This is a genomic window from Staphylococcus sp. HMSC059F04, assembly GCF_001812565.1.
Classification (GTDB): Bacteria; Bacillota; Bacilli; order Staphylococcales; family Staphylococcaceae; genus Staphylococcus; species Staphylococcus lugdunensis.
Genome location: NZ_KV809468.1, coordinates 24,641 through 50,489 on the forward strand (window position 1 = coordinate 24,641; position 25,849 = coordinate 50,489).

23 protein-coding genes are annotated in these 25,849 nt (G+C 33.5%); 15 read left to right on the plus strand and 8 right to left on the minus strand.

Annotated elements, in window-relative coordinates:
- Nucleotides 1-150: 150 nt before the first annotated feature.
- Nucleotides 151-1,296, minus strand: coding sequence for a globin domain-containing protein (locus tag HMPREF2864_RS05045; RefSeq protein WP_070544889.1), 1,146 nt, complete (start codon nucleotides 1,294-1,296; stop codon nucleotides 151-153).
- Between the two features lie 258 nt (nucleotides 1,297-1,554).
- Here HMPREF2864_RS05045 and HMPREF2864_RS05050 point away from each other — a divergent pair, with 258 nt between their 5' ends.
- The 6 genes from HMPREF2864_RS05050 to rihC all read left to right on the plus strand — a co-directional run bounded on the left by HMPREF2864_RS05050 (nucleotide 1,555) and on the right by rihC (nucleotide 7,193).
- Nucleotides 1,555-1,872, plus strand: a complete 318-nt coding sequence (locus HMPREF2864_RS05050; RefSeq protein WP_002459457.1) for a DUF5011 domain-containing protein — start codon at nucleotides 1,555-1,557, stop codon at nucleotides 1,870-1,872.
- Nucleotides 1,873-2,173: 301 nt separating this feature from the next.
- Complete coding sequence (qoxA, locus tag HMPREF2864_RS05055; protein WP_060795304.1) at nucleotides 2,174-3,286, plus strand: cytochrome aa3 quinol oxidase subunit II; 1,113 nt, start codon at nucleotides 2,174-2,176, stop codon at nucleotides 3,284-3,286.
- The gene (qoxB, locus tag HMPREF2864_RS05060) at nucleotides 3,286-5,274 is read left to right on the plus strand and encodes a cytochrome aa3 quinol oxidase subunit I (RefSeq protein ID WP_002459459.1); all 1,989 of its coding nucleotides are present in this window, start codon (nucleotides 3,286-3,288) and stop codon (nucleotides 5,272-5,274) included. The genes qoxA and qoxB overlap by 1 nt, the downstream gene beginning before the upstream one ends.
- On the plus strand, nucleotides 5,264-5,869 hold the full coding sequence (qoxC, locus tag HMPREF2864_RS05065; RefSeq protein WP_002459460.1) for a cytochrome aa3 quinol oxidase subunit III: 606 nt from the start codon (nucleotides 5,264-5,266) through the stop codon (nucleotides 5,867-5,869). Before qoxB ends, qoxC begins: the two co-directional genes overlap by 11 nt.
- A complete protein-coding gene (qoxD, locus tag HMPREF2864_RS05070; protein ID WP_002459461.1) occupies nucleotides 5,866-6,156 on the plus strand; it encodes a cytochrome aa3 quinol oxidase subunit IV in 291 nt (96 codons plus the stop codon). The genes qoxC and qoxD overlap by 4 nt, the downstream gene beginning before the upstream one ends.
- Nucleotides 6,157-6,284: 128 nt before the next feature.
- Complete coding sequence (rihC, locus tag HMPREF2864_RS05075; RefSeq protein WP_070544890.1) at nucleotides 6,285-7,193, plus strand: ribonucleoside hydrolase RihC; 909 nt, start codon at nucleotides 6,285-6,287, stop codon at nucleotides 7,191-7,193.
- A gap of 354 nt (nucleotides 7,194-7,547) precedes the next feature.
- Here rihC and HMPREF2864_RS05080 read toward each other — a convergent pair whose 3' ends face one another.
- The gene (locus HMPREF2864_RS05080) at nucleotides 7,548-8,762 is read right to left on the minus strand and encodes a serine hydrolase domain-containing protein (protein WP_002459463.1); all 1,215 of its coding nucleotides are present in this window, start codon (nucleotides 8,760-8,762) and stop codon (nucleotides 7,548-7,550) included.
- 347 nt (nucleotides 8,763-9,109) lie between these two features.
- Here HMPREF2864_RS05080 and HMPREF2864_RS05085 point away from each other — a divergent pair, with 347 nt between their 5' ends.
- From HMPREF2864_RS05085 to HMPREF2864_RS05100, 4 genes are all read left to right on the plus strand, one after another.
- Nucleotides 9,110-10,312, plus strand: a complete 1,203-nt coding sequence (locus HMPREF2864_RS05085; RefSeq protein WP_002459464.1) for an LCP family protein — start codon at nucleotides 9,110-9,112, stop codon at nucleotides 10,310-10,312.
- Nucleotides 10,313-10,332: 20 nt separating this feature from the next.
- Nucleotides 10,333-10,803: a DUF2538 family protein gene (locus HMPREF2864_RS05090; protein ID WP_002459465.1), complete on the plus strand. Its 471-nt coding sequence runs from the start codon at nucleotides 10,333-10,335 to the stop codon at nucleotides 10,801-10,803.
- Between the two features lie 440 nt (nucleotides 10,804-11,243).
- Nucleotides 11,244-11,672 carry a GNAT family N-acetyltransferase gene (locus HMPREF2864_RS05095; RefSeq protein WP_002459466.1) on the plus strand — a complete coding sequence of 143 codons (429 nt, stop codon included), beginning with the start codon at nucleotides 11,244-11,246 and terminating at the stop codon, nucleotides 11,670-11,672.
- A gap of 225 nt (nucleotides 11,673-11,897) precedes the next feature.
- On the plus strand, nucleotides 11,898-15,734 hold the full coding sequence (locus tag HMPREF2864_RS05100) for a GW dipeptide domain-containing protein (RefSeq protein WP_070544891.1): 3,837 nt from the start codon (nucleotides 11,898-11,900) through the stop codon (nucleotides 15,732-15,734).
- Between the two features lie 138 nt (nucleotides 15,735-15,872).
- Here the strand turns inward: HMPREF2864_RS05100 and HMPREF2864_RS05105 are convergent, their stop codons facing one another.
- On the minus strand, nucleotides 15,873-16,292 hold the full coding sequence (locus HMPREF2864_RS05105; RefSeq protein ID WP_002459468.1) for a MarR family transcriptional regulator: 420 nt from the start codon (nucleotides 16,290-16,292) through the stop codon (nucleotides 15,873-15,875).
- Between the two features lie 156 nt (nucleotides 16,293-16,448).
- Between HMPREF2864_RS05105 and HMPREF2864_RS05110 the strand changes: the two genes are divergently transcribed.
- Nucleotides 16,449-17,456, plus strand: a complete 1,008-nt coding sequence (locus HMPREF2864_RS05110) for an acyltransferase family protein (RefSeq protein ID WP_060795309.1) — start codon at nucleotides 16,449-16,451, stop codon at nucleotides 17,454-17,456.
- Between the two features lie 122 nt (nucleotides 17,457-17,578).
- Entirely contained in the window at nucleotides 17,579-18,742 is a 1,164-nt protein-coding gene (locus HMPREF2864_RS05115) for an aminotransferase class I/II-fold pyridoxal phosphate-dependent enzyme (protein WP_002459470.1), read from the plus strand.
- Between the two features lie 119 nt (nucleotides 18,743-18,861).
- Here HMPREF2864_RS05115 and menB read toward each other — a convergent pair whose 3' ends face one another.
- From menB to HMPREF2864_RS05135, 4 genes are read right to left on the minus strand one after another with little or no spacing between them, the layout of a single operon-like run.
- Nucleotides 18,862-19,680 carry a 1,4-dihydroxy-2-naphthoyl-CoA synthase gene (gene menB / locus HMPREF2864_RS05120; protein WP_070544892.1) on the minus strand — a complete coding sequence of 273 codons (819 nt, stop codon included), beginning with the start codon at nucleotides 19,678-19,680 and terminating at the stop codon, nucleotides 18,862-18,864.
- Nucleotides 19,673-20,476, minus strand: a complete 804-nt coding sequence (gene menH, locus HMPREF2864_RS05125; RefSeq protein ID WP_070544893.1) for a 2-succinyl-6-hydroxy-2,4-cyclohexadiene-1-carboxylate synthase — start codon at nucleotides 20,474-20,476, stop codon at nucleotides 19,673-19,675. Before menH ends, menB begins: the two co-directional genes overlap by 8 nt.
- The gene (menD, locus tag HMPREF2864_RS05130) at nucleotides 20,463-22,133 is read right to left on the minus strand and encodes a 2-succinyl-5-enolpyruvyl-6-hydroxy-3-cyclohexene-1-carboxylic-acid synthase (protein ID WP_002459473.1); all 1,671 of its coding nucleotides are present in this window, start codon (nucleotides 22,131-22,133) and stop codon (nucleotides 20,463-20,465) included. Before menD ends, menH begins: the two co-directional genes overlap by 14 nt.
- On the minus strand, nucleotides 22,123-23,484 hold the full coding sequence (locus HMPREF2864_RS05135; protein ID WP_070544894.1) for an isochorismate synthase: 1,362 nt from the start codon (nucleotides 23,482-23,484) through the stop codon (nucleotides 22,123-22,125). The genes menD and HMPREF2864_RS05135 overlap by 11 nt, the downstream gene beginning before the upstream one ends.
- Nucleotides 23,485-23,661: 177 nt before the next feature.
- Between HMPREF2864_RS05135 and HMPREF2864_RS05140 the strand changes: the two genes are divergently transcribed.
- From HMPREF2864_RS05140 to HMPREF2864_RS05145, 3 genes are all read left to right on the plus strand, one after another.
- Nucleotides 23,662-24,600: a 1,4-dihydroxy-2-naphthoate polyprenyltransferase gene (locus HMPREF2864_RS05140; RefSeq protein WP_070544895.1), complete on the plus strand. Its 939-nt coding sequence runs from the start codon at nucleotides 23,662-23,664 to the stop codon at nucleotides 24,598-24,600.
- 234 nt (nucleotides 24,601-24,834) lie between these two features.
- Nucleotides 24,835-24,939, plus strand: a complete 105-nt coding sequence (locus HMPREF2864_RS12300; RefSeq protein WP_002478399.1) for an SAR1012 family small protein — start codon at nucleotides 24,835-24,837, stop codon at nucleotides 24,937-24,939.
- Nucleotides 24,940-25,075: 136 nt separating this feature from the next.
- Nucleotides 25,076-25,261 carry a hypothetical protein gene (locus HMPREF2864_RS05145; protein ID WP_002459476.1) on the plus strand — a complete coding sequence of 62 codons (186 nt, stop codon included), beginning with the start codon at nucleotides 25,076-25,078 and terminating at the stop codon, nucleotides 25,259-25,261.
- 394 nt (nucleotides 25,262-25,655) lie between these two features.
- Here HMPREF2864_RS05145 and HMPREF2864_RS05150 read toward each other — a convergent pair.
- A partial coding sequence (locus HMPREF2864_RS05150) for a DUF1433 domain-containing protein (protein ID WP_083299489.1) occupies nucleotides 25,656-25,849 on the minus strand: 194 nt, incomplete at its 5' end.

The following is a 25,849-nucleotide window of genomic DNA, read 5'->3' on the forward strand; positions in this document are numbered from 1 at the left end:
CCCCAACTTGCTTTGATCGACGAAATGCTTTTCGCATTTCTCTTTGTTGGTGCCCCTGTCTTCAGCTTGTCCTGTTCCCTCAAGAGTCTCGCCAAAATACGTCGCATTTATATCTTAGCATGGCGTTTTCTAGATCGTTTTTATCCAATATTATACTTCAACACTTAATTTAGGCACAAATGTTTCAAAATGAATTTGACTTTCATTTACACCCATTTCTCTTAACATACTAATCATTGATTGTAAAAATTTAGTACCTCCACAAACATATACTGCAGTTTGTTCATCAATATGTTGTACTAAATCAGCTTGTTTTAAATATCCTTGCACTGAGCGATCATATAATTCATAGCTTGCATCTGTAGCATTATCACTATACTGAGATAATATATTAACAAATGGCGTATCATCAGTATCTGCAGTTACTTGAATAAAATGTGATTGTTTATCATTATCGATTACTTGTTTAAACATTGGAACGAGCGGTGTTACACCAATACCTGCACCTAAAAACAAATGTTTGTCTCTGTTATTATCTACTTTAAATGGTCCCACCGGCGCGGAGAGATTAATATCGTCCCCTTCATGCAGTTCATCATGCAAAATAGTAGACACTTCACCTTCATGGTGGGTAGAAACATCTCTTTTAACTGCAAAGGTTAAATGCTGTGGTGTTCCAGCTACAATTGAATAATGACGTTTAGCTCGGTAAGGCATTTTATCACTTGAGACATCAACCGTAATATATTCACCAGGTTCAAAGCGACTTAAATCATATTGCGATGATTCAACAGTAAATGCTTTAATATCGGAAGATAATTCTTCAATTTTAACAATTTTAAATGGTTGAAAGCCTTCCCATAACATACGACTGTATATCTCTTGCTCTACATCAATAAATACTTGTGCTATTTCTCGATAAGCATTTTTCCATGTTTGTATGATTGGACTACTATCATCAAGTCCGACAACATCTTTAATAGCAGCAATTAAATTTTCTCCTACAATATCATATCCTGCTGGTGGTACTTGTAAAGCACAATGTTTATAAGCAATTTCTTTTACCACTGGCATAATCCGTTCTAAATGTTCTATATTAATAGCTGCTGCTAACACACTTTGTGCTAACGCTGTGGATTGAAATCCTTTTTGTTGATTGGTTTGGTTAAACATATTTTTTAACTCTGGATGTTGCTTAAACATTCTGTTATAAAAGTTTGATGTAATTTCTGTTCCTTTTTCTTGCAATACGGGTACTGTTTGTTGAACAATATCCATTTCTTTCTCAGTTAACATAACTTCAACTCCCTTAATGATACAAACTTATTTCCACTTTTTATTCTAAACCTTAGATTGGACCTAATTCACTATTATGCAAAATAATTCACAAATTAGTCATTTTACAAAACCTTAATAAATATTTTTCTAGATGTTTATTTAATTTAAATTTTATTTATTGTATATTAGGACTATAGTACGATGAATTATAAAAACTAAACGTGTATAGTGAAGATAAATAGATAGACGACTTAATGACTCGGAGGTAAACAAAATATGAATAAACTAATACAGTCACTTTCAGCGCTTGGTGTCTCCGCTACCCTTGTTACCCCAAATTTAAGTGCAGAAGCAACTACTAACCACGCACCCGAATTAAAGGGAGTAAATGATATAGTTATTGAAAAAGGACAACAATACCATCCTTTGAAAGGTATACGCGCGTATGATAAAGAGGATGGAGATTTAACACATAAAATTCAAGTTGACGGCCATGTTGACACAACAAAAGCAGGAAAATATAAAGTCAAATATGAAGTCGTTGATTCGGATGGCGCACTTGAAACTTCAACCCGATATATCGAAGTTAAATAATTGATACATAGACAGAGCGTTTTAACTCTGTCTTTTTTAATATTCTGGAAACCGCTTAACCCCTACAAATGATAACCATTCTCAACTATTCCCTTGATCTGCTATTCTTCCCGCTAAAATATTAGGTTTCACAGAATGGACACATAATTTTAACAAATCTCGGACTTCCCGCCACAACTCACATTATTAGTCTTTCCCTACATATAATTTTAATTTTTTTCTTATAGGTACTTGTAAATATTGCGTAATAAACTAAAATTAATGATAAGCCCTACATTTGTAGTATTAGGAGGTCAAAAAAGTGTCAAAATTTAAGTCTTTGCTTCTAATGTTTGGGACACTGGTATTGCTTAGTGGTTGTTCCAATTTAGAAGTTTTTAATGCAAAAGGGCCAGTAGCAAGTAGTCAGAAGTTCTTGATTATCTACTCAATCGTCTTCATGCTTGTTATTGTTGCTGTTGTACTTACGATGTTCGCCGTTTTTATCTTTAAGTACAGTTATAATAAAAATGACGAATCTGGTAAGATGCACCACAATGGTTTAATTGAAACTATTTGGTTTGTGGTACCAATCTTAATCGTAACTGCTTTAGCTATTCCAACAGTTAAAACTTTATACGATTACGAAAAACCACCTCAAAAGGACAAAGATCCTATTACAATCTACGCAGTAAGTGCTGGATATAAATGGTTCTTTGCTTATCCAGATCAGAAGGTCGAAACGGTGAATACATTAACTATTCCTAAAGACCGTCCGGTAACATTCAAGCTTCAAGCGATGGATACCATGACAAGTTTCTGGATTCCACAATTGGGTGGTCAAAAATATGCCATGACTGGCATGACTATGGATTGGACTTTAACAGCCGATCAATTAGGTACTTTCAGAGGACGTAACTCTAACTTCAATGGTGAAGGTTTCTCACGTCAAACATTTAAAGTTCACTCTGTAAGTGAAAAAGATTTTGATTCATGGGTTAAAGAAGCACACAGTAAGAAAACGTTAGATCAAGATACCTTTGATAAACAACTCTTACCAAGTACTTCTAATAAAGAACTCACATTCAATGGTACACATATGGCATTTGTTGACCCTGCAGCTGATCCAGAATACATCTTCTATGTTTATAAACGTTTTAATTTCGAGCTAAAAGATCCTAACTTCACAGATGAAAAAGATCTTTACAAAGATGTAACTGATAAACCAATCAAGCCTGCACGTAAAGTTAAAGTTACAAATGCTAACTATGCACGTCATGGAATGAAACCTATGATTCTTGGCAACGATGATCCTTATGAAGGTAAATTTAAGGATGAAGAAAAACACAATCATAAGGAAATGGAAAAAATCTCAAAATCTGCTAAAGACGAAAATGCGTCTAAGCACGATGATGATCATGGAGGTGGACATTAATGAATTTTCCATGGGATCAATTACTAGTTAAAGGTAACTGGATGATTACAGCTGCACAAATTGGTGCACCATTCTTAGTCATCGCTGTTATTGCGGTAATTACTTATTTCAAATTATGGAAATATCTATACACTGAATGGTTCACATCCGTAGACCATAAAAAAATCGGCTTAATGTATTTAATCTGTGCAGTATTAATGTTCGTTCGTGGTGGTATTGATGCACTGTTAATTCGTACGCAATTAACTGTACCAGACAACAAGTTCTTAGAATCAAACCACTATAATGAAATTTTTAGTACACACGGTGTTATCATGATTATCTTTATGGCTATGCCATTTGTGTTCGGTTTATGGAATGTTGTTATTCCATTACAAATTGGTGCGCGTGATGTAGCCTTCCCAGTTATGAATAACATTAGTTTCTGGTTATTCTTTGCTGGTATGATTTTATTCAACTTATCATTTATTATTGGTGGTTCACCAGCTGCTGGTTGGACAAACTATGCACCATTAGCTGGCGAATTCAGTCCTGGTCCAGGTGTAAACTACTATTTGATTGCGATTCAGCTATCGGGTATTGGTACACTGATGACCGGTATCAACTTCTTCGTTACAATTCTTAGAGCGAAGACGCCAACAATGAAATTTATGCAAATGCCAATGTTCTCAGTGACAGCATTTGTTACAACATTAATTATCATTTTGGCATTCCCAGTATTCACTGTTGTATTAGCGTTAATGACAGCTGATAGAATCTTTGGAACACACTTCTTTACCGTTGCAGACGGCGGTATGCCTATGTTATGGGCAAACTTCTTCTGGGTATGGGGGCACCCTGAAGTATATATCGTTATTTTACCTGCATTTGGTATTTACTCTGAAATTATCCCAACATTTGCTCGTAAACGTTTATTCGGACATCAAAGTATGGTTTGGGCAACTGCTGGTATCGCATTCTTGAGTTTCTTAGTTTGGGTTCACCATTTCTTCACAATGGGTAATGGTGCATTAATCAACTCATTCTTCTCAATCTCAACAATGCTAATTGGTGTACCAACCGGTGTAAAACTATTTAACTGGTTATTAACACTATACAAAGGTCGAATTACTTTCGAGTCACCGATGTTATTCTCATTAGCATTTATTCCTAACTTCCTATTAGGTGGGGTTACTGGTGTAATGTTAGCGATGGCATCAGCTGACTATCAATATCACAACACTTATTTCTTAGTAGCTCACTTCCACTATACATTGGTTACTGGTGTAGTATTTGCCTGCTTAGCTGGTTTAATATTCTGGTATCCTAAGATGATGGGTTACAAATTAAATGAAACATTAAACAAATGGTGTTTCTGGTTGTTCATGATTGGATTTAACGTTTGTTTCTTACCACAATTCATTCTTGGACTAGATGGTATGCCACGTCGTTTATACACGTATATGCCTTCAGATGGCTGGTTTTTACTAAACTTCATCTCAACAATCGGTGCCCTATTAATGACAGTAGGTTTCTTATTCCTTGTTGTTAGCATCGTTTATAGCCATATTAAAGCACCTCGTGAAGCAACTGGTGATAACTGGGATGGTCTTGGTCGTACATTAGAGTGGTCTACTGCTTCAGCTATTCCACCTAAATACAACTTTGCAATCACTCCAGACTGGAATGACTATGATACATTTGTTGATATGAAAGAACATGGTCGTCACTACTTAGACAACCATAATTACAAAGACATTCACATGCCTAACAATACACACACTGGTTTCTGGATGTGTATTTTCATGACTATCGGTGGTTTCTTCTTAATCTTCGAAACAATCATCCCTGCCCTAATCTGTTTAGTAGGTGTATTTGGTACGATGATTTATCAAAGTTTCGTTCAAGATCACGGATATCATATTCCAGCTTCTGAAGTTGCTGAAAATGAAGCTCGCTTAAGAGAAGCACGAATTAAAGAAAGGGAGGCTGTAAGTCATGAGTCATGATGTAAAAACTATTGATGCACGTACGCATGAAGGTGAACTAAATAAACTTGGCTTTTGGATTTTCCTTACAGCCGAATTTGCCTTATTTGGTACACTATTTGCAACGTTATTAACGTTACAACATGGTGGCGATTATGCAGGTAAATTGACAACTGATTTATTCGAGTTAAAACTCGTATTGATTATGACATTTGCCTTGTTATTAAGTTCTTACACATGTGGTATTGCAATTTACTATATGCGTAAAGAAAAGCAAAACTTAATGATGTTATGGATGATTATTACACTTGCATTAGGCCTTGTATTCGTTGGATTTGAAATATACGAATTCGCGCACTATGCTAGCGAAGGTGTAAATCCAACAATCGGTTCGTTCTGGTCAAGTTTCTTCATCCTCTTAGGTACTCATGGTGCCCACGTTTCGTTAGGTATTGTTTGGATCATTTGCTTATTAATCCAAGTAGCAACTCGTGGATTGAATAAATACAATGCTCCTAAGTTATTCATTGTAAGTTTATACTGGCACTTCTTAGATGTTGTTTGGATCTTCATCTTCACTGCCGTATATATGATAGGGATGGTGTATAGCGGATGAATACAATCGTAAAACATACAATCGGATTTATTGCTTCTATCGTATTAACGCTTTTAGCAGTGTTTGTAACTCTATACACAACATTGACTTTCCATGCTAAAGTTACAATCATTTTTGGATTTGCATTTATCCAAGCTGCCCTTCAATTATTAATGTTTATGCATTTAACTGAAGGTAAAGATGGACAAGTTCAATCATTCAAAGTTATTTTTGCCATTATCATCACCCTTGTTACTGTTATCGGTACGTACTGGGTAATGCAAGGTGGACACTCACACCACTTATAATGCGCTACTAACTTATGAATGTAAGTGAAAACCAGCTATCAAAGTAAAATCTTTGATAGCTGGTTTTTTGTTTGCATTTATTTTTTAAGGTAAACTAAGACTAAAAATGACATAAGGAGAAGATAATAATGACTTTCCCTATTATTATTGATACGGACCCTGGTATTGATGATGCAGCAGCAATTAGTATTGCTTTAAATCATCCCTACATAGACATAAAAATGATTTCAACCGTGAATGGTAATGTCGACATTGAGAATACAACACGTAATGCGCTTAAATTAAAATCCTTTTTTAATAGTAACGTACCCGTACATCGTGGTGCTGCTCATCCATTAATTAATGATTTATATGACGCACGAGAAGTCCATGGTGAATCAGGTATGGCAGGGTATGATTTCCCTCCAATAACCACTGCTGATTTAGCTTCTACTAAAGCTGTAGAAGCTATAAAAGATGTACTTATAGAAAGTATAGAACCCGTGATCATTATTGCTTTAGGACCACTAACAAATATCGCTTTATTATTAGCAACCTATCCAGAAACCGCACACTATATTAAGGAAATTATTTTTATGGGTGGTAGTCTAGGTCGAGGAAATGTAACTCCCCTAGTTGAATTTAATATGTATTGTGACCCAGAAGCAGCCAATATTGTAGTAAACTCTGGTGTCCCGTTAACGATGGTCGGATTGGATTTAGCAAGACAATCTCCCTTGCCCCATTCAGTAGTTAAACAGCTAAAACAAATAAATCAAACTGGAACAATGCTCTATCATTTATTTCAGCATTATCGCACTGAAAACATTGAACACGGTTTAAATGTCTATGATGTCTTTACAATTCTATATCTTTTAAATCCCAATCAATATCATACTGTATCAGCAAGATTACAAATTGAGCTCAATGGTAAATATACAAAGGGTGCTACAGTAGTTGATATTAAGTCTAACAATCCGAATTGTACGGTCGTAACATCATCACAATCTAATCAGTATCTAGAAAGTTTCTTGTCTTCATTAGCATATTGTAAATAAGCATAACAATCAGTCTGAGACATTCATGTAACGATTTAAAATGACAACGGCAAAGCCCTATATGCTTTTCATAATGTCATTAATGTGGTCAGAGATATCATTTGTAGGCTATTAAGACTGAAGTTTCTATTTGGTAACTTATGTAGAGGCAGGTTATTGTTTTTATACATAAGTCCTCTCATTTAGAGAAATTTATTAAATAATGTGAAAGGTTCTTATTTTTTAAAAATCATTTTAGTGTAAATTCATATATAAACGCGCAGTATTGAATATAAAAGAAGCACAAAGACGATTTTTAATGTCAAATCATCTTTGTGCTATTACTTTGGGATTGATGTCCCAACCTGGTTATTTTTAATAGAACTTTTTACCATATACATTAATATCATAGTTTTGTTTTAAGATATTTTGGAATATATGCGTAATTTTATATTCGTTATTAGTAGTATTTGAAAGTATCTTGTTTGTCCCTAAAACCACTGTATATTTGCCATTAGAAAAACCAGTAAAATTTTGACCATTAAACATACCACTGACTCTATTATATTTAGGGAACGTATAAAAGCCATAGCGATAATTAGTTGGATAGCGTTTGGTACCAAATTCATGAATGAACGGATTAGTTACTGATTGATCAAAAATTTTATTATTAATTAATTTTTCTAGTAAAACACCCATATCTTTAGTCGTCATGAATAAATTACCGGCACCATAATATTCTTGTAGTGTATTCGGCTTGGCACTTATTAAATTATTATTTTTGTAATAGTAACCTATCGCCATATGTTGTTGAAATGGCTTTTCATTGAAAAATGCTGAGTTATTAAGTTTTAATGGTTTACCTAAGCGTTCATAATAATTTTGCGCGTATGGTTTGTGTGTTACCTCTTCTATAACTTTAGCTAACACAAGATAATTGCCGTCATTATATAAATGTTTATGATAGCCATTAGGGTCCATACCTTTTTCTTGTATAGCATGCACAGCATCATCCAAAGTTTCATAAGACGGAGATGCTTGGAATTTATATAATCCACTTTTATGTAGTTCTAAATCTTTTAACGTTATCTTTTTTGATGTTTTAAACCAAGGTAAATATTTAGACACTGGTGCATTAATATTAATTTTATGCTCAAGTTCAAGTTGTTTAAGCATTAAACCAGTGGTGAATTTTTGAGCTGAACCTATCAAATACATTGTATTAGGTGAACTTTTGATCTTATGTTCAAAATCTTGATAACCATACCCTTTGTTCATAACTAATTTACCATCTTTAAAAACCGCAATTGTTCCATTAAATTTTTGCTTTTTAAGATATTTATTTATTTCTTGATATTGCTTGCCTTTAGCTTCTATTGTCTTTAAATTGGCAACATCTTTTACACTTTTATTTCTTTTTGCTATGTAATCCTCATTCGAGTCGGCACTATCTTCTTTATTCGTTGATATCTTTATTTGAGATTTATTGCCCGTGTCATCATTCCACATTTGGTGAAATGAAAATACTAAAATTCCTAGCAATACAAATGGTATAACAATAATGCCTATTAACTTTTTATTTATATTCATGCGCTTTGGTCCTCACAAAAATTTTCTTGTTTACACATCGTGTAATACATTTAGTTGCAATTCGTTAGTTAACTTTTTTATATTATAAGTTATTTATTCAGCGATTGCACTAAGTTTATCTTATGCCATTCTACTAAAAATTCATCCTACTAAGGTCGTAGGATGTCTGATATAACAGTTTTGTTATACGGTTGACTATTTAGTTTTCATCGGAGATATTGTTTTAACTTTGTAAAAACTTTGTTAAGATAAGTATTGTAATTTAGTCTATAAAGTTATAAAATTGAGGGCTATAATGACAATTTAAAGTGGTCATCCACTATTTTTAATTCGTAGGAGCACAATATATGAACAAAATCCTGAAATACTTTATGATATTATTAACTTTCGCTTTAATTGCTGTGCCTGCAATTTTCGCTTACCAACTATTTAAAAGTTCTGAAAGTGCATTTCAAACATCGTATAGTAAAAATGATGCACAACGTCAATCTAACTTACGTGAAGGAAAAGTTGACCCATCTAAAGATGCAGTTTCAATTCTATTCTTAGGTATAGACGATAATGACAGTAGACGTAAAAACGGTCAGTCAACTGAACATTCACGTACTGATGCAATGATCCTATCAACATTTAGCCCTAAGAAAGAACAAATTAGATTGCTAAGTATTCCACGTGATACAATCAGTTACATACCAAAAGTAGGCTATTATGATAAAATCACACACGCACATGCTTATGGTGGCCCTATAGCTGCAATGGATTCTGTAGAAGCAACTTTAAATGTACCAGTAGATTTTTATGTGCGCATAAATATGGAAGCCTTTGTACAAGCAGTTGATGAACTTGGTGGAATCTATTATGATGTACCCTATAATTTAAGTGAACCGAACAAAGAAGATTCAGGTAAAATAAAAATTAAAAAAGGTTATCAAAAATTAAACGGTGATCAAGCACTAGCCGTTGCCAGAACACGTCATCATGATTCAGACTTAAAACGTGGTGAGCGTCAAATGGAATTAATAAAATTACTATTTAAAAAAGCCAAAGAAATGGATTCTTACGATAAATTAGACAACCTCATAGAGATTGCTGGCAAAAATGCCAAACATAATTTAACTACAAAACAAATTGAGGCTTTAGCATCACGATACCTTTCTGATGATGTTGATTTTAAAACTTCGCAACTTAAAGGTAGCGATGACTATCTAAATGGAATTTATTATTACAATCCTAGTGTGAAAAGCATTCAAAAATATTCAAATATTTTGCGTTCTGACTTAGGTCTATCTAAAATTACAGATAAAGATGATTTCTTAGACGAACGCGTAATCAAACACTATGGTTCTCTCGTTCCATTAACCGAATTAGAAGAAAGCTTATTGCGTAAAAATCAAAAAGACAGCACAGCTTCAAATGATGATAAGGAGTCATCGAACCAAGATAATTCAGCTAATCAAACTAACAATCAACAAAATGAAAATACTGGTAACACTCAATACAACAATGATGCGAATAATCAAAGTCAAACTAATTCAGCACAAACGTATTAATATGGAGAGGAGTTCATTAAATGTCTCGTAAAACTTACGAAAAAATTGCCAATATTAATGGAATGTTTAATATGTTAGAACAACAAATTATCCATAGTAAAGATATGGCTTTGTTTAGAAATGAATTCTTTTATGTCAATCACGAACATCGTGAAAACTATGAGGCTTTACTCGTCTATTATAGTCACAGCGCTGAGAACCCGGTTGTCGATGGTGCCTGCTATATACTTGCATTACCAGAAATATTTGATAAAGTAGATGTCTTCGAATCAGATTTACCCTTTTCTTGGGTCTACGACGAAAATGGTATTACTGAAACAATGAAAAACTTAAGTATTCCATTACAATATCTTGTAGCAGCTGCACTAGAAGTAACAGATGTTACCATCTTTAGACCTTCTGGTTTCACAATGGGAATGAATAATTGGAATATTGCCCAAATGAGAATTTTTTGGCAATATACAGCTATTATTAGAAAAGAAGCAATTTAATACACATATATGAATCTGAGACAGTATTCCTAGAAAAATTAAGTTGCGGAATATCATTCACTTAGTTAAGATCCTAAACATAATCATTATGTCTTAGGATCTTCTTTATTTATATAAAGAAGATAGCAGGACAGTATTCATTATGAATTCGTAGTCCCACCTCCACAAGGTTGACTAGGATTGAAAAAAGCTTGTAATAAACACATTTTCAATCCAGTCAACCAATATAAACATGTTATCTGACAGAAACAGTTGCACACATACAAAAAATGGCATTGTAAGTATCACATCGTTTTTTCACAAAAAATAGGCGTATCCACATTTGTTGGATAATTAAAAGGTAAAATCAGTTTAATGATATTCGATAGACAAGCAAATTTGATATTTAGATTAGTCATATAAGCAAAGGGGTAATATTTTATGCATAAAGGAGAGATAAGATGATATTTAAAATTGTAACAAATAAAGCAATGCTGACTGATTGCTTTAACATACGTAAGACCGTATTTGTAGAAGAACAAGGTGTTCCTTTAGCGCATGAACTAGATGCGTTTGAAGAACATTGCACACATGTCATTGGTTATGATCATCAAGGTAAACCCATTGCCTGTGGACGGTTTAGAAACGACAATACTTCTGTTAAAGTTGAACGAATTGCAGTCATTAAATTATATCGCAGAACGGGTGTAGGTAAGAAATTGATGCTAGCTATCGAACAATTTATCCATGAACAAGGATATAGCTATGTGACATTACATGCGCAAATACATGCCAAACCTTTTTATAAGTTATTAGGCTATTCCACAGTAGGTCAACCCTTTATGGAAGAACAAATTGAGCATATCAAAATGGAAAAATATCTTTATTAATATTACGTTTCGATTACAGGAACATCTAAATTATGACATATCTGCTTTTTCTCACATAAATAGTATTAACTTTGAAACATTGCTACAACGCATTGTAAGTCATTTAATCATTTCTTTTTAAAAAGTAAAATTAAACTTAGTTTACAAAATCGTTAAATTAATCTTTTTTATAAGGAGAAGCCTTATAATGAAATTGTATTTAACAATTATTAAGGAGTACGAAATATGACGAAAAAATTCAATCTTAAATTGCCGTCAATGCTTGCATTATCGCTTTTTGGAGCAACATTAACTGCACAACATGCTCACGCAGCTGAGTCAACAACAGATCAATCTACAAACAAAAATGTGATTGATCAACAAAATGATGTCGTTAAAGCAAACAAGGCAAAAAAAGCTGTATCTAACGCAGCTCAAAATGTATCAGGCGTTCAAGCCTATCATAATCCTTCATTAGTTAAATCATCAGATACAACGTCAGGTCAAACATATGATGCTAAATTAGATACGTTAACTGACCAAACTCATGCACAGACGTCTCAGCAACAAAATGCAAAAAATCAACAACAAACTAAAACAGCGTCTCAACAACAAGCTGAACAAGCAAAACAACAAGCTGACACAACTACAGCACGTCAAGATGCTCAAACATATAACCAAAATGCTGCACAAAGTAACAAAACAAAACAGCAAGCTAATGCAAATGTGTCTACAACGACAAAGCAACAAGCTACACAAGCAGCAAATACATCACTAAAATCACAAAACAATGTTGAGACAACAAATCAAAAAGCAGTATCTACTCAAAATACTGCACAAAAACAGTCTAATAGCGTTACTACTTATCAAGGACGCGTTGGCGGTATGGGCTCAAGTGCAACTAAAGCTCAAACAGCTAAATCAACATCTGGCTTTACTGGATTTAGAAAAGCTGTAAGTACATATAAAGCAACATCATCATTACCTAAATATAAGCCACAAGTTAATTCTTCAATTAATGATTACATACGTAAAAATAATATACAAGCACCTAAAATTGAAGAAGATTATACATCTTATTTCCCTAAATATGGCTATAGAAATGGTGTTGGAAAACCTGAAGGTATTGTGGTGCATGATACAGCAAACGATAATTCTACTATCGATGGTGAAATTGCTTTCATGAAACGTAACTACAACTCTGCATTTGTACATGCGTTTGTAGACGGTAATCGAATTGTTGAAACAGCACCTACAGATTACCTTTCTTGGGGAGCAGGCCCAAATGCTAACAATCGATTTATTAATGTCGAAATTGTGCATACGCATGACTATGCTTCATTTGCGCGTTCGATGAACAACTATGCTGATTATGCAGCAACACAACTTCAATATTATGGTTTAAAACCTGATAGTGCTGAAAATGATGGTAATGGTACGGTATGGACACATTATGCTGTAAGTCATTGGCTAGGTGGCACAGACCATACTGACCCACATGCATACTTACAGTCTCATGGTTATAGTTATGCGGAACTATATGACTTGATTAATGAAAAATATCTTATTAAAACAGGGCAAGTTGCACCTTGGGGCACATCAAGCTCAACAGATCCATCAAAACCTTCAACACCTACAAATCCAGGAAAACTTAAAGTAAGTACGAACTCTGGTGTGGCGCAAATTAAACCATCAAATAGTGGTTTATTTGTCACTGTTTATGATAAAACAGGCAAGAAAACAAACCAAGTACAAAAAACGTTATCAGTTACTAAACAAGCTACTCTAGGTAATGATAAATTTTACTTAGTTAATGATTACAATACTGGTAAAACATTTGGTTGGGTAAAACAAGGTGACGTGGTTTATAACACGGCAAAATCCCCTGTTAAAGTTAATCAATCATACAGTGTTAAACCAGGCACAAAATTTTACACTGTTCCTTGGGGTACGCCAAGTCAAGTAGCTGGAACAGTTTCAGGTTCAAGCAACCAAACATTTAAAGCAACAAAATCACAAATGATTAGTACAGCTACTTATTTATACGGTACAGTGAATGGTAAATCTGGTTGGATTAGTAAAGCATATTTATCTGCTATAAACAATGATTCATCATCGACAAAGCCATCAACAGATAATTCTAAAAAATTAAATGTTTCAAATTTAACCAATACGCTAGGTCAAGTATCAACTGATACTAAAGGCGCTTATACAACAGTATATGATAAAACAGTTAAAGAAAATCCATTATTAAGTGGAAGAACTTTCTCAATCAATAAAAAAGCGACATTAAATAATAAAACTTATTATTTATTAGCAGATTTTAACGGTAATGTTACACGTGGCTGGGTACCAGCAGATCAAGTGACTATTGCTCAAAGCACACCAACAAAAGTTAAGAAACAATACAATGTTAAAGGTAACGCCAATATTTATTACGTTCCTTGGAGCAAAGACAACCAAGTTGTTGGTAAAACGCCTAAAAATGGCGGTCAGTTTAATTCAATTGACCAATTAACAGTTGGTAAAGAAACATACCTACATGGTTCAATCAATCATCAATGGGGCTGGATTAAACAAAGCGATGTTGCTACACCTGCTAAATCAGCTGTGCGTACATTAGCTGTTAAAACAACACCAACAACAAAAGTAACAACGGCTTCAACAACACAAAAAGCTGCTTCAGCTGTACAAACAGTGAATAAGATTGGCCAAGTTAAAGTAAATAATTCAGGCATACGCACAAGCGTTTATGATAAAGCTGGTAAAAATGCTGCTAAATATGGCAATCGAACATTCACTATCACTAAACAGCGTACAGTTGGCAATAATACTTATGTACTATTAACAAATCATAATCAAAATACCCCTATCGGTTGGTATAACATTAAAGATGTTAATATTAAGAATTATGGAACTGAAAATAGAGTTACAAATCAATATCGCGTTAACAGTAAAAACCAAGGTTTATATTCAATCCCTTGGGGTACAACGCAACAACAATTGGAACAAGCAAATTCATTAGCACAACGTACATTTAAAGCGACAAAATCAGTCACAATCGATGGCGTTAAGTATTTATATGGTAGTGTTAATAACAAGCTAGGTTGGATTGCAGAAAAAGATTTAACATCATTATCTTCAAACACAGCATATAATTATACGTTTGTTATTAATAATAAGGATAGCTATTTCTATGACGATTTAAGCTTGCAAACAAAGCATTTATTAAGCCCTTATTATGAACAAACATTCGTTGTCGCAAAATACCAAGTGGTGAATGGTGTGAAATGGTATTACGGACAATTTAGCGACGGTCAATTTGCTTGGATAAATGAAAATGACTTGTCACAAGAATTGATTAAATATTCAGCAACAGGTATGACTTTAGATGCCGCAGCACAATTACAAATGTCATTACCTTACCCGCCACAATCTTATGTTGGTCCATCAAAATGGCGTAATGCTACACTCGCAGAAGTTAAAAGTGCGATGGACACATCAAAATTTGTTAATGATCCTGTTCAAAAATATCAATTTTTACAATTAGATCAACCACAGTACTTATCGGTTGCTAGTTTGAATAATTTATTAAAAGGTTGCGGTGTATTAGAGAATCAAGGTCAAGCATTCAGCCAAGCTGCTAAACAATATGGCTTAAATGAAATTTATTTAATTTCACATGCTTTACTTGAAACAGGACGTGGTCAATCACAATTAGCTAAAGGTGCTAATATTGTCAATGGTAAGTTAAGCACAACAACCGCAATTAAATACCATAACGTCTTTGGTATTGGAGCATACGATAGCAATCCTGTTTTTGATGGTATAACTTATGCTAAAAAAGCTGGATGGGACTCTGTAGAAAAAGCAATTGTTGGCGGCGCTCAATTTATTGGACAATCTTATGTTAAAGCTGGACAAAACACACTTTATAAAATGAGATGGAATCCTGAAAATCCAGGTAAACACCAATATGCTACGGGTGTCACTTGGGCAAGCGTCAATGCGCAAAATATGAAAAATTTCTACGATACAATTCACGAATCTGGTAAATATTTCGATGTTCCAACTTATAAATAATATTTAAAGCAAACAGTGATACTTCATATACACATAAAAGTATCACTGTTTGTTTCTTCAATGTAAAAATCACAAAAACGAGTTGATAAGACTGTGAGGTCTTATCAACTCGTTCTGCATATAACATGATTATTAGAATTATAAATAAATATGTCTACTGTTTAATTTATTAAGTAATTGTGTTAAGCTTTCAACCTCTTCCTCTGTTAAGCATTGGCAACGCGCTTCAATTAATTCGCATCGTGCCGTATTGATTTGTTTAATTAAATCACGTGCTTCATTTGTTAAGGTTAATTCTTTACAACGTAAGTCTTCATGTGACTGTTGACTCATAATATACCCTTTTGACACTAATTTTTTTATCCATCGCGATACAATAGACTGTTCTCTACTTATCTTCATCGTTAAATCATACTGCGATAAACGGTCATAATTGTATAAAATACGTAATAATTCTAATTGGTCGGCCGTAATATCTGTTCTTTGGCCAAATCGTCTGTTCACTAAGTTCAAGTCGTTGTTGGTAAGTGTAATAAGATTTTCTAGTTGTTTGTACATTGTTGTTCTACTCCACTATTATTTAATTGATAATATTATAAGATTTATTGGAAAAATATACAATACCATTCGACAAAATGATTAAATTCGTTGCATTTCTGTCATTAAATATAATAAATTAGATACAGTTAACATATAAAAGGAGTTATAACATAAATGTCCACATTAAAAGAGAGAGACTACTTTTTTGATAATGCACGTGCCGTATTAATCTTTCTTGTCGTGTTGGGACATTTATTAGTGTCTTATACGTCTGAAGATAAATATTTGTCCGCATTGTATTTATTAATCTATAGTTTCCATATGCCAACTTTTCTTTTTATTTCTGGGTATTTTGCCAAAAATATTGAGCAACCCAACTATTTAGAAAAAGTAGCAAAAAAACTAATTGTTCCTTACGCTTTATTCTTTGCTTTTTTCTCAATTTATTATTATTTAACTGGTAAAGAAGATGCCATTCATTTAGATCCATTTAATCCTGTTTTTGCGCTGTGGTTTCTATTAACACTATTTTTCTTTCATGTCATTCTAGTCATCGTTAAAAATTACAAACCAGTATATGTGCTAACTATTTCATTAGTTGTATCTTTATTAGCTGGTTATTCTAATAATATTGGTGAATATTTAAGTATTTCAAGAACGATTGTATTCTTTCCAATTTTTTATTTAGGATACTTAATGACTAAGAAAAATACTAAATTATTAAGAAATAAAAAGTTAATACCGATATCTATAATTATTTTATGTTTGTTCTTTGTAGGCTATGTACTTCATCCTATTAACGCCGATTGGTTATTAGGCAGCAGTGCATATACATCTGTAGGTGAGCATCCAAATGACGTTTACAGTCCACTTAAACGATTGTTATTGTATGTGATTATCTTAACGACGATGTTGTCATTTTTAATTTTAGTACCAAAACATAAAGTCAAACTCACATATATCGGTAGACGCACGATGCAAGTGTATCTATTACATGGCTTAGTTATTGGGGTTGTACGTGGTTATAAACTATTCCCATTCCAAGAACCTGTTAACATATATACGTATCTTTATTTATTTGGCTTGTCTGCAATCATCGTCTTAGTGTTATCCAGCAAACCCATATGCAAATTTGTGAATCCATTAATTCATTTAAAAAAACCTTCAGCTTTTAAAGATTAATTGTGAAAATTTAAAATATTAAGTAAATTGCCAAATTATAGTCTTTATCTATGGTATGATAGAAATAATTTAAACTATCATTCGCATAGCAACTATAATTTGGTTTTTTTAGAGGTGTAAATATGAAGTTATCATTAAATTCAAATTCTACCTATTTGCGAGCGCCCAGCATACGACAATTTTCAAATCGTATGAAAGATATTGATGATTGCGTGAATTTGACTATAGGTCAACCTGACTTCCCAATGCCGGATAGTGTGAAACAAGCTTATATTAAGGCAATTGAATTAGACCATACTAGCTATTCACATAACAAAGGGTTATTAGAAGCACGTAAGGCAATTAGTCAGTATTTCAACGATAAATATCATTTTATCTATAGTCCAGAAGAAGAAATTATTATTACAAATGGTGCAAGTGAAGCGCTTGATACATCCTTGCGCAGCATCATTGAACCTGGAGATGAAGTATTAATTCCTGGTCCTATCTATGCTGGATACATTCCTTTAGTTGAAACATTAGGAGGTGTTCCAGTTTATATCGACACAACTAAAAGTCAGTTTAAGGTTACACCTGAACAAATAGAAGCACATATTACGGGTAAAACAAAGGTCATTTTATTGAATTATCCGACTAACCCTACTGGCGTTATTTTAAGTCGAGATGAAGTGTACGCACTTGTTAATACGTTGAAAAAATATCCTATTTTCATCATAAGTGATGAAATCTATGCTGAAAATACATTTAAAGGATATCACACGTCTTTTGCTGAATTTGAAGCAATTAGAAATCAATTATTATTAATCGGAGGTCTTAGCAAATCCCATTCTGCTACTGGTATTAGAATTGGTTTTTTGCTTGGCCCTGCTTACTTAATTGAAAAATTGACGTTTATGCACGCCTATAATTGTATTTGCGCTAATGTTCCGGCACAATATGCTTGTATAGCTGCGTTAAACGAAGGGTTAAAAGCCCCTCAATATATGAATGAAGCTTATATCACACGTCGTGATTATTTACTTAAATCATTGACTGAGATGGGATTTGAGTTGAATGCGCAACCTGAAGGTGCATTTTACATTTTCCCAAGCATTAAAGCATTCACTGATGATGATTTTAATTTTTGTGTACGCTTGTTAGAGGAAGCACACGTCGCAATCGTGCCGGGTTCATCTTTTACAGATATAGGCAAAGGCCATATACGTATTTCTTATGCATACGATATGCCTGTGTTACAAGAAGGCATGCGTCGATTAAAACAATTTTTAACAAATAATTATAATTGAGTATATAAAAGTTAAAAGGACACTTAATAAGCAATGTTAGACGTACCATACTAATTAGTCTAAACAATACACTTTAAGTGTCCTTTAATCATCATTTATTTATATATACATTAAATTTCTTATGGGAATTTAGGAAATTGATCGAAATCTGGGTTACGTTTTTCTTTAAACGCGTCACGACCTTCTTTCGCTTCATCAGTTGTGTAATAAAGTAATGTAGCGTCCCCTGCCATTTGTTGTAAACCAGCTAAGCCATCAGTATCTGCATTCATTGCAGCTTTTAAGAAACGCAAAGCTGTTGGTGAGTGTTTCATAATTTCTTTACACCATTGAACCGTTTCATCCTCAACTTGGTCTAAAGGCACCACTGTGTTAACTAAGCCCATGTCTAATGCCTCTTGAGCATTATATTGACGACATAAGTACCAAATTTCACGTGCTTTTTTATGTCCAACGATTCTTGCTAAGTAGCCTGAGCCATAACCAGCATCAAATGAACCTACTTTAGGTCCTGTTTGTCCGAAGATGGCATTATCAGCTGCGATTGTTAAATCACAAACCACATTTAACACGTTACCTCCACCAATAGCATAACCTCTAACCATTGCAATGACTGGTTTAGGAATGACACGAATTAAACGTTGCAAATCTAACACATTTAAACGAGGGATTTGGTCTTCACCTACATAACCACCATGTCCACGTTTCTTTTGGTCACCACCTGAACAAAAGGCTTTATCACCTTCACCAGTTAAGATGATAACTGAAATATTTTGATCATCACGCGCGCGACTAAATGCATCAATCATTTCAGCAACTGTTTTAGGCGTAAAAGCATTACGCACTTCTGGTCTATTAATTGTTACCTTAGCAATTCCTTCGAAAAATTCATATTTAATTTCATCATATTCTCTAAGGGTTTCCCACTGTCTAGTCATTTTGCTCCTCCTTTAAAAAAGCTAGTACTATTGTACCAAATTCTGTTTTATCTTCCACATGAATTGTATGCCCAACATTAGGCACGACAGCTTGTTGACTAGTACCCATTAAATCAGTCATTTGTCTAGCAATATTAACAAATTTAACATCTAGCTCCCCTGCCATAATCAACGTAGGCATATGTAAACTGCTAATCGCTTCCCATAAATTAGGCATCTTTCCAGTGCCATAATCTCTTAAAGCCTGAGCGAGTCGCGTTGGATTTTGATCCAATCTTAAATGACGTATATTTTGTCGCACTGATCTGTCTAAGTCACGCTGAGTATAAAATAATGGTAATTTCTCCCAGTCATTTACAAACACCTCTAGACCCGCAATATCTAACACTTTAGCACGTGCAGCATCTATTTGTTGGCGTTCTAAACGTTCATCGGCTTGCTGTATACCTGGTGATGTACTTTCAAGTATCAATCCCGATAATCTACATTGTCCATATAATGCATAATAAAGCGCGACACGCCCACCCATGGAATAGCCAAGCAAATATACCTTCTTATCACTAAAATGCGCTAAAACCTCGTCTATGACTTGTGTAATGAAAGAAAAATCCCATGTCAGTTTACTATTACTTGTATCGTTCCCATGTCCTGGTAAATCAATCGTCACAACATTCACTTCTGAAGTAAACATTTCAATGTATGGATCAAACGTGCGACTATCGCTAATAAAGCCATGAAGTAATACGATTAATTGCTCTGAAGATTGCTTTGCTTGATAAAAATTATAATGTAACATCTTTTAATTCACTCAACCTTTGATACAGCTTCTGATGCTGCTGTCTATTATCTTCACGTTCAGTTTGAATTTCATAGATTGTGCGCGAGTGCTGATTTAATGATTGTGATTGGAAATCTCGCACTGAATTAAAGCGTTCAAACTGAAAGTCATAAAGTTGTGCAGTATATGAAAAATCTAATCCCGTTGGCGTACCAAATAATCGTTCAAAATAGTGAGCTGCAGTTTCCTTTTGTGGTAAAAATGAAAAGATGCCGCCACCATTATTATTAATTATGACAATATTAAGATGAATATCATTCAATTTTGCCATCAATAAACCATTCATATCATGATAAAATGCTAAATCTCCAATCAATAATGTAACATGTTGGTGAACTGCCATACCTAGTGCAGTAGAAATAACACCATCAATACCGTTAGCACCTCGATTTGCATATACTTCCGCTTCGCAATTGAAAAGTAAATTATCCACATCTCTAATCGGCATACTGTTACTCACAAAAAGTTTATCTTTATGAGTCAATTTATTTAGTAATTCATATACATATGCCGTATCATCCGTTGCTTGCATAACATGGTCAACAATATGTTCACGGGCTTGCTGTTCAAGCTGTTGCCATTGTTTTAACCAAGCACTTCGATCAACCCATTCTGCTTGTTGACACATCGCAAAAAAGTCATTTGCAGACATTTCAATAGCTTGATTAGGTACTTTTGGATAGACGTCAATTTGATCATTATTTTGAACTAAAATTTGCTGAGCCTTCGTGCTTTGTAACCATTGATTTAACTTTTTAGATATAACTGGTTTTCCTACTCGAATAACAAAATCTACATCAGGTTCAAACCCTGACCTAAATAACAAATCATACGTCGTTATTACATTGGGATGATGGTATTGACGTAGCTGACTAATTGGATCGGCCAGAACTGGAATATCATAACGTTCTGCATATGTTAATATTGCATTTACTTTTTGATGCTGCATATCACCAACAATAATAAGTCCTTTTAATTGTTGTAACATAGGTTGTAATGATTGAATATCCATCGTCTTAGTATAATGTGGTAAAGCTTTATCTTCAGAAGTTAAATATTCTGTACATTCTAAATTAGGTGTCAACGGCTCTCGAAATGGCAAGTTAAAATGTATTGGCCCTCTATGTGGTCCATATAAATAATTACTTGCTATTTGCATTTGATAATGTACTGTATCAAGTGTAAATGCTGTATCATCTGCAACTGGCATGTCAAATTGATATTTAACATAATTGTTAAACATTTGTGCTTGATTAATAGCCTGCGGTGCACCCACACTCCTTAATTCATGTGGTCGATCACTCGTTAACACAATCAATGGTAAACGACTAATTTGACTCTCTGCAATTGCTGGTGTGTAATTTGCTGCTGCTGTTCCAGAAGTACATAGTATAGCTACTGGTCTTTCACTACCTTTTATTAAACCTAAAGCAAAAAAGGCAGCACTTCGTTCATCGGGATGTATCCAAGTTTTGATATCTGGATGGGCTTCAAAAGCAATTGCTAACGGCGTTGACCTTGATCCCGGACTAATCACTACTTCTCTCACACCATAAGCGTATAGTTCAGACGCAAACGTAAACACTTGTAATGTTAATACTTCTCTATGATTCATTCTTATTCACAACTCCTAATGCATTCATCATCGGTAAGAATTTAACTGCCGTTTCAGCCACTTCACTATCAGGATTAGATTCTTTAACAATCCCACAACCAGCAAATAAAGTAGCTTGATTTTGTTTCACAAGCATTGATCGAATGGCAACTATAAATTCGCAATCATTATATACATCAATAAAGCCAACCGGTGAACCATAAAGTCCTCGCGTACCAAACTCTTTTTGCTCTATATAGCGTAAAGCTTCTTCCTTAGGATATCCTCCTAATGCTGGAGTAGGATGCATAAAGTCAATTAAATCACTGTAAGGTTTATCATTTAATTTGCCTGTAATTTGAGTATATAAATGATATAAGTGGTCATTTTTTAAAATATTAGGTGTTTTGTTATAATCCACCTGCGTTACATATGGTTCAATATCATTTAAAATGCTATTAACAACAAAACGATGTTCATCTAAATTTTTACGATCATTTAAAAATGATTCAACATTTGCTTTATCTTCTGCTTCTTCATGTGTACGTTTAATCGTTCCGGCAACTGCTTTAGTTGATAAAACATGATTCTCAACTTTAAATAATTGTTCCGGCGTTTGTGAAATGAAAATGGATTCATTAGACTCGATAAGAAAAATATAACTATTTCTTTCATTAGCCATTGCACGCTCAAGTACATGCGCAATATTAATGTTATTAGCAAATTTCACTAGTCTCCGTCGTGTTAAAACAATTTTTTTGTGCGCATCTATGTAGTCAATGGTCTCTTGAACCAAGTCCCGCCATTCATCTTTATAAATATCTTCCATTTTAGTAACATTTAAAATTTCATCATCGTCTAAAGTGATATCTGCATGTTCAAAATAATCAATGATCTCTTTGAAACGGGACATATCGAAAGATAGCCGTTTTGTCGTATAAGTTAGTACAGTACCTTCTTCATCCCTTGAAATTAACACTTCAGGGACTATAAAATGATTAATACTAAACTCGCGCCATTCATCATCTGACTTATGACTGGAAAATTGAAATCCACCGCAAATCCTTAAATGATGTTTATCCGTTTCTGGATAAATCAACTCAATATCATGTTTGAATTTTTCCCATTCTCGAAATATATTCTGTTTATTATCAAAGTTGTTTTGAAATTTTTGAATTGCATGATAGCCGAAAAACGAAGACTTATTATCATTTAAACGTAAGTAAAAACGATCTCCCGCTTGTGCTTCAGTTAGTTGAAGTAATTCACTTGGATTAAGCTCACGATGTAACTTTGTCTCTACTGACACCCAATCTTTATTACTCGAATATAACACATGATTAATCTCGTCTTCTAAAAGATTCGCAGCCATTCATTTCACTTCTTTCATATCTATATTTATTCATTACATTATTGTATCATTTTTAAAGTTACCTGTATGGCTAATTGCTTAAATAAACATATCATTTTCTCGGTTAATTGACCTTTATGTACGATTCCTTTAAAATATCTATAATAAAATAAATCTTTTTAAGAGGTATCATCTATTATGTCAAATAAATATTCTCAATACTCAACTGTCAATAAATATTGGCAGCTTATGCGACCTCATACTCTAACAGCGGCAGTAGTTCCTGTATTAGTTGGGAGTGCTGCTTCGAAACTTTTTCTATTAGGTAGCAAAGACCAATTTAAATTTAGTTTATTTTTAGCTATGTTACTAGCTTGTTTATTAATACAAGCAGCTACAAACATGTTTAACGAATACTATGATTTCAAAAAAGGTTTAGATGACCACAATTCTGTAGGTATTGGAGGCGCTATTGTTCGCAATGGTATGAGTCCGAAATCCGTCATGCAACTTGCGGTTGCATTTTATATTATTGCGGCATTACTCGGTATATTCTTAGCTGTACAAAGTTCCTTCTGGATTATTCCTGTCGGCTTAGTTTGTATGGCAGTAGGCTATTTATATACTGGAGGTCCAATACCGATTTCTTGGACACCGTTAGGAGAATTGTTTTCAGGTATATTTATGGGTATGATTATCATTTTATTATCATTTTTTATCCAAACAGGTAATATACAAGGCTATGCTGTTTGGGTGAGTATACCTATAGTTATAACAATAGGACTTATTAATATGGCAAACAATACACGTGATCGAGTAAAAGATAAAGAAAGTGGACGTAAAACTTTGCCAATTTTACTAGGTAAAAAAGCATCCATCACACTCATGGCCATTTTATATGTCATTGCATATCTTATTGTAATTTATACTGCTCTATTTAAACCACAAGGCTCATTACTTTATCTATTACCCATTTTATCTTTCCCTATGCCAGTCAAAGCTGTACGTCGTTTTAATAAAAACGATACACCTGAAACTATGATGCCAGCTATGGTAGCTACTGGCAAAGCCAATACATTTTTTGGTGTACTGTATGCAATAGCTATCTATTTAAGTGCTTTAGGCGGTGCGTTATAAACAATAAATCATGTAAGCTTTATAAGGCGAGTATTAAAGTCGATGTAGACTAAATACCCGTCTTTTTATTATTTTTTAATTCATATAACAATAATTAAAAACCACACATTCTTTTATTAAAAATAAAAGGAAATAGTTTTAAAGTTTACTGCTCAACTCAAACATGTAAGCTTTATTTTTATGCTAAATGGGTATAAATATGTATAGACTAATTCAAATTAGAGGAGTAAATACATGAAAAACTTTCTAAAACGCGTAATAAAAGCGATTATCACAGGTTATATTATTAAATTTATTAAAGATAAAATTGACAGTAAATCATCCAAACAACAACAATAACTTATAGTTGCATTTTATAACACCATCTCATAAGATGATTTCAACTCTTAATATTGTTAACTTATAGGTTGAAGTGCAACTTTTTTCAGAATATTGTTGAAATATTGCTGTCAATCAAATTTTAGGAGGAACACATATGAAAAAGTTCTTTGGAATTTTACTTGCAAGTACACTCGTACTAGGCGCTTGTGGTCATGCCGAAAAGACAGAGAAAGAAAGTGCAGATAAACGCAATGATAAAAAAGAGATTAAAGATAAGCATCGAGATAAAGACGTAGATAAACAATTGGATGGAAAAAAATCTGATAAAAAGAACAAATAAAGTTAGGTAGTGAATTTTTAAAAGTCACAAACAAAACCCAATTAAATCACGTGAATTAAACATTGATTTAATTGGGTTAATGATGTTACGGAAACGGAGGGTGTTTTAAAATACTATAACACCAGTCATTATAAGCTATAGGGAACGTTCCTTGTTTTGTATAAAAAATTACGCTCAAATGAGTGCGGTTTTACCTTCTCTTTTCTATGATTTTCTTCCCCATTTATTAACAATAAAAAATATTATAATAGTGGTTGTTGCTGTTAGCGTAGAAGATAAAAATGAATGACCTGATATATAAGTCAATAATATACAAATATCCTTTCTCACTGCAACAAAGAACATATCTCAGCGTAAAACATCACTTAAAATGTCACTTAGTTACAACTTTGATTTACTTATCCTCTTTTTTGTTTTGTTCTTTCTTTATTTCAGATACAGGTTTTGGATTGTTTTTATACATTACTTCAAGTTTGGCAGAGCTTGATATGTTTCCATCAAATTGAAAACCCTCTGTAGATCTTACACCAGCTGTAAAAGCTATTTTTTTATCATTATTTATATAACCGCTAATATCATAGCCATCCA

Bases quoted from the DNA above. Each gene is read 5' to 3' on its own strand.
- HMPREF2864_RS05045 (WP_070544889.1), bottom strand. From the start codon at position 1,296: ATGTTAACTGAGAAAGAAATGGATATTGTTCAACAAACAGTACCCGTA.
- HMPREF2864_RS05050 (WP_002459457.1), top strand. From the start codon at position 1,555: ATGAATAAACTAATACAGTCACTTTCAGCGCTTGGTGTCTCCGCTACC.
- qoxB (WP_002459459.1), top strand. From the start codon at position 3,286: ATGAATTTTCCATGGGATCAATTACTAGTTAAAGGTAACTGGATGATT.
- qoxC (WP_002459460.1), top strand. From the start codon at position 5,264: ATGAGTCATGATGTAAAAACTATTGATGCACGTACGCATGAAGGTGAA.
- qoxD (WP_002459461.1), top strand. From the start codon at position 5,866: ATGAATACAATCGTAAAACATACAATCGGATTTATTGCTTCTATCGTA.
- rihC (WP_070544890.1), top strand. From the start codon at position 6,285: ATGACTTTCCCTATTATTATTGATACGGACCCTGGTATTGATGATGCA.
- HMPREF2864_RS05080 (WP_002459463.1), bottom strand. From the start codon at position 8,762: ATGAATATAAATAAAAAGTTAATAGGCATTATTGTTATACCATTTGTA.
- HMPREF2864_RS05085 (WP_002459464.1), top strand. From the start codon at position 9,110: ATGAACAAAATCCTGAAATACTTTATGATATTATTAACTTTCGCTTTA.
- HMPREF2864_RS05090 (WP_002459465.1), top strand. From the start codon at position 10,333: ATGTCTCGTAAAACTTACGAAAAAATTGCCAATATTAATGGAATGTTT.
- HMPREF2864_RS05095 (WP_002459466.1), top strand. From the start codon at position 11,244: ATGATATTTAAAATTGTAACAAATAAAGCAATGCTGACTGATTGCTTT.
- HMPREF2864_RS05100 (WP_070544891.1), top strand. From the start codon at position 11,898: ATGACGAAAAAATTCAATCTTAAATTGCCGTCAATGCTTGCATTATCG.
- HMPREF2864_RS05105 (WP_002459468.1), bottom strand. From the start codon at position 16,292: ATGTACAAACAACTAGAAAATCTTATTACACTTACCAACAACGACTTG.
- HMPREF2864_RS05110 (WP_060795309.1), top strand. From the start codon at position 16,449: ATGTCCACATTAAAAGAGAGAGACTACTTTTTTGATAATGCACGTGCC.
- HMPREF2864_RS05115 (WP_002459470.1), top strand. From the start codon at position 17,579: ATGAAGTTATCATTAAATTCAAATTCTACCTATTTGCGAGCGCCCAGC.
- menB (WP_070544892.1), bottom strand. From the start codon at position 19,680: ATGACTAGACAGTGGGAAACCCTTAGAGAATATGATGAAATTAAATAT.
- menH (WP_070544893.1), bottom strand. From the start codon at position 20,476: ATGTTACATTATAATTTTTATCAAGCAAAGCAATCTTCAGAGCAATTA.
- menD (WP_002459473.1), bottom strand. From the start codon at position 22,133: ATGAATCATAGAGAAGTATTAACATTACAAGTGTTTACGTTTGCGTCT.
- HMPREF2864_RS05135 (WP_070544894.1), bottom strand. From the start codon at position 23,484: ATGGCTGCGAATCTTTTAGAAGACGAGATTAATCATGTGTTATATTCG.
- HMPREF2864_RS05140 (WP_070544895.1), top strand. From the start codon at position 23,662: ATGTCAAATAAATATTCTCAATACTCAACTGTCAATAAATATTGGCAG.
- HMPREF2864_RS12300 (WP_002478399.1), top strand. From the start codon at position 24,835: ATGAAAAACTTTCTAAAACGCGTAATAAAAGCGATTATCACAGGTTAT.
- HMPREF2864_RS05145 (WP_002459476.1), top strand. From the start codon at position 25,076: ATGAAAAAGTTCTTTGGAATTTTACTTGCAAGTACACTCGTACTAGGC.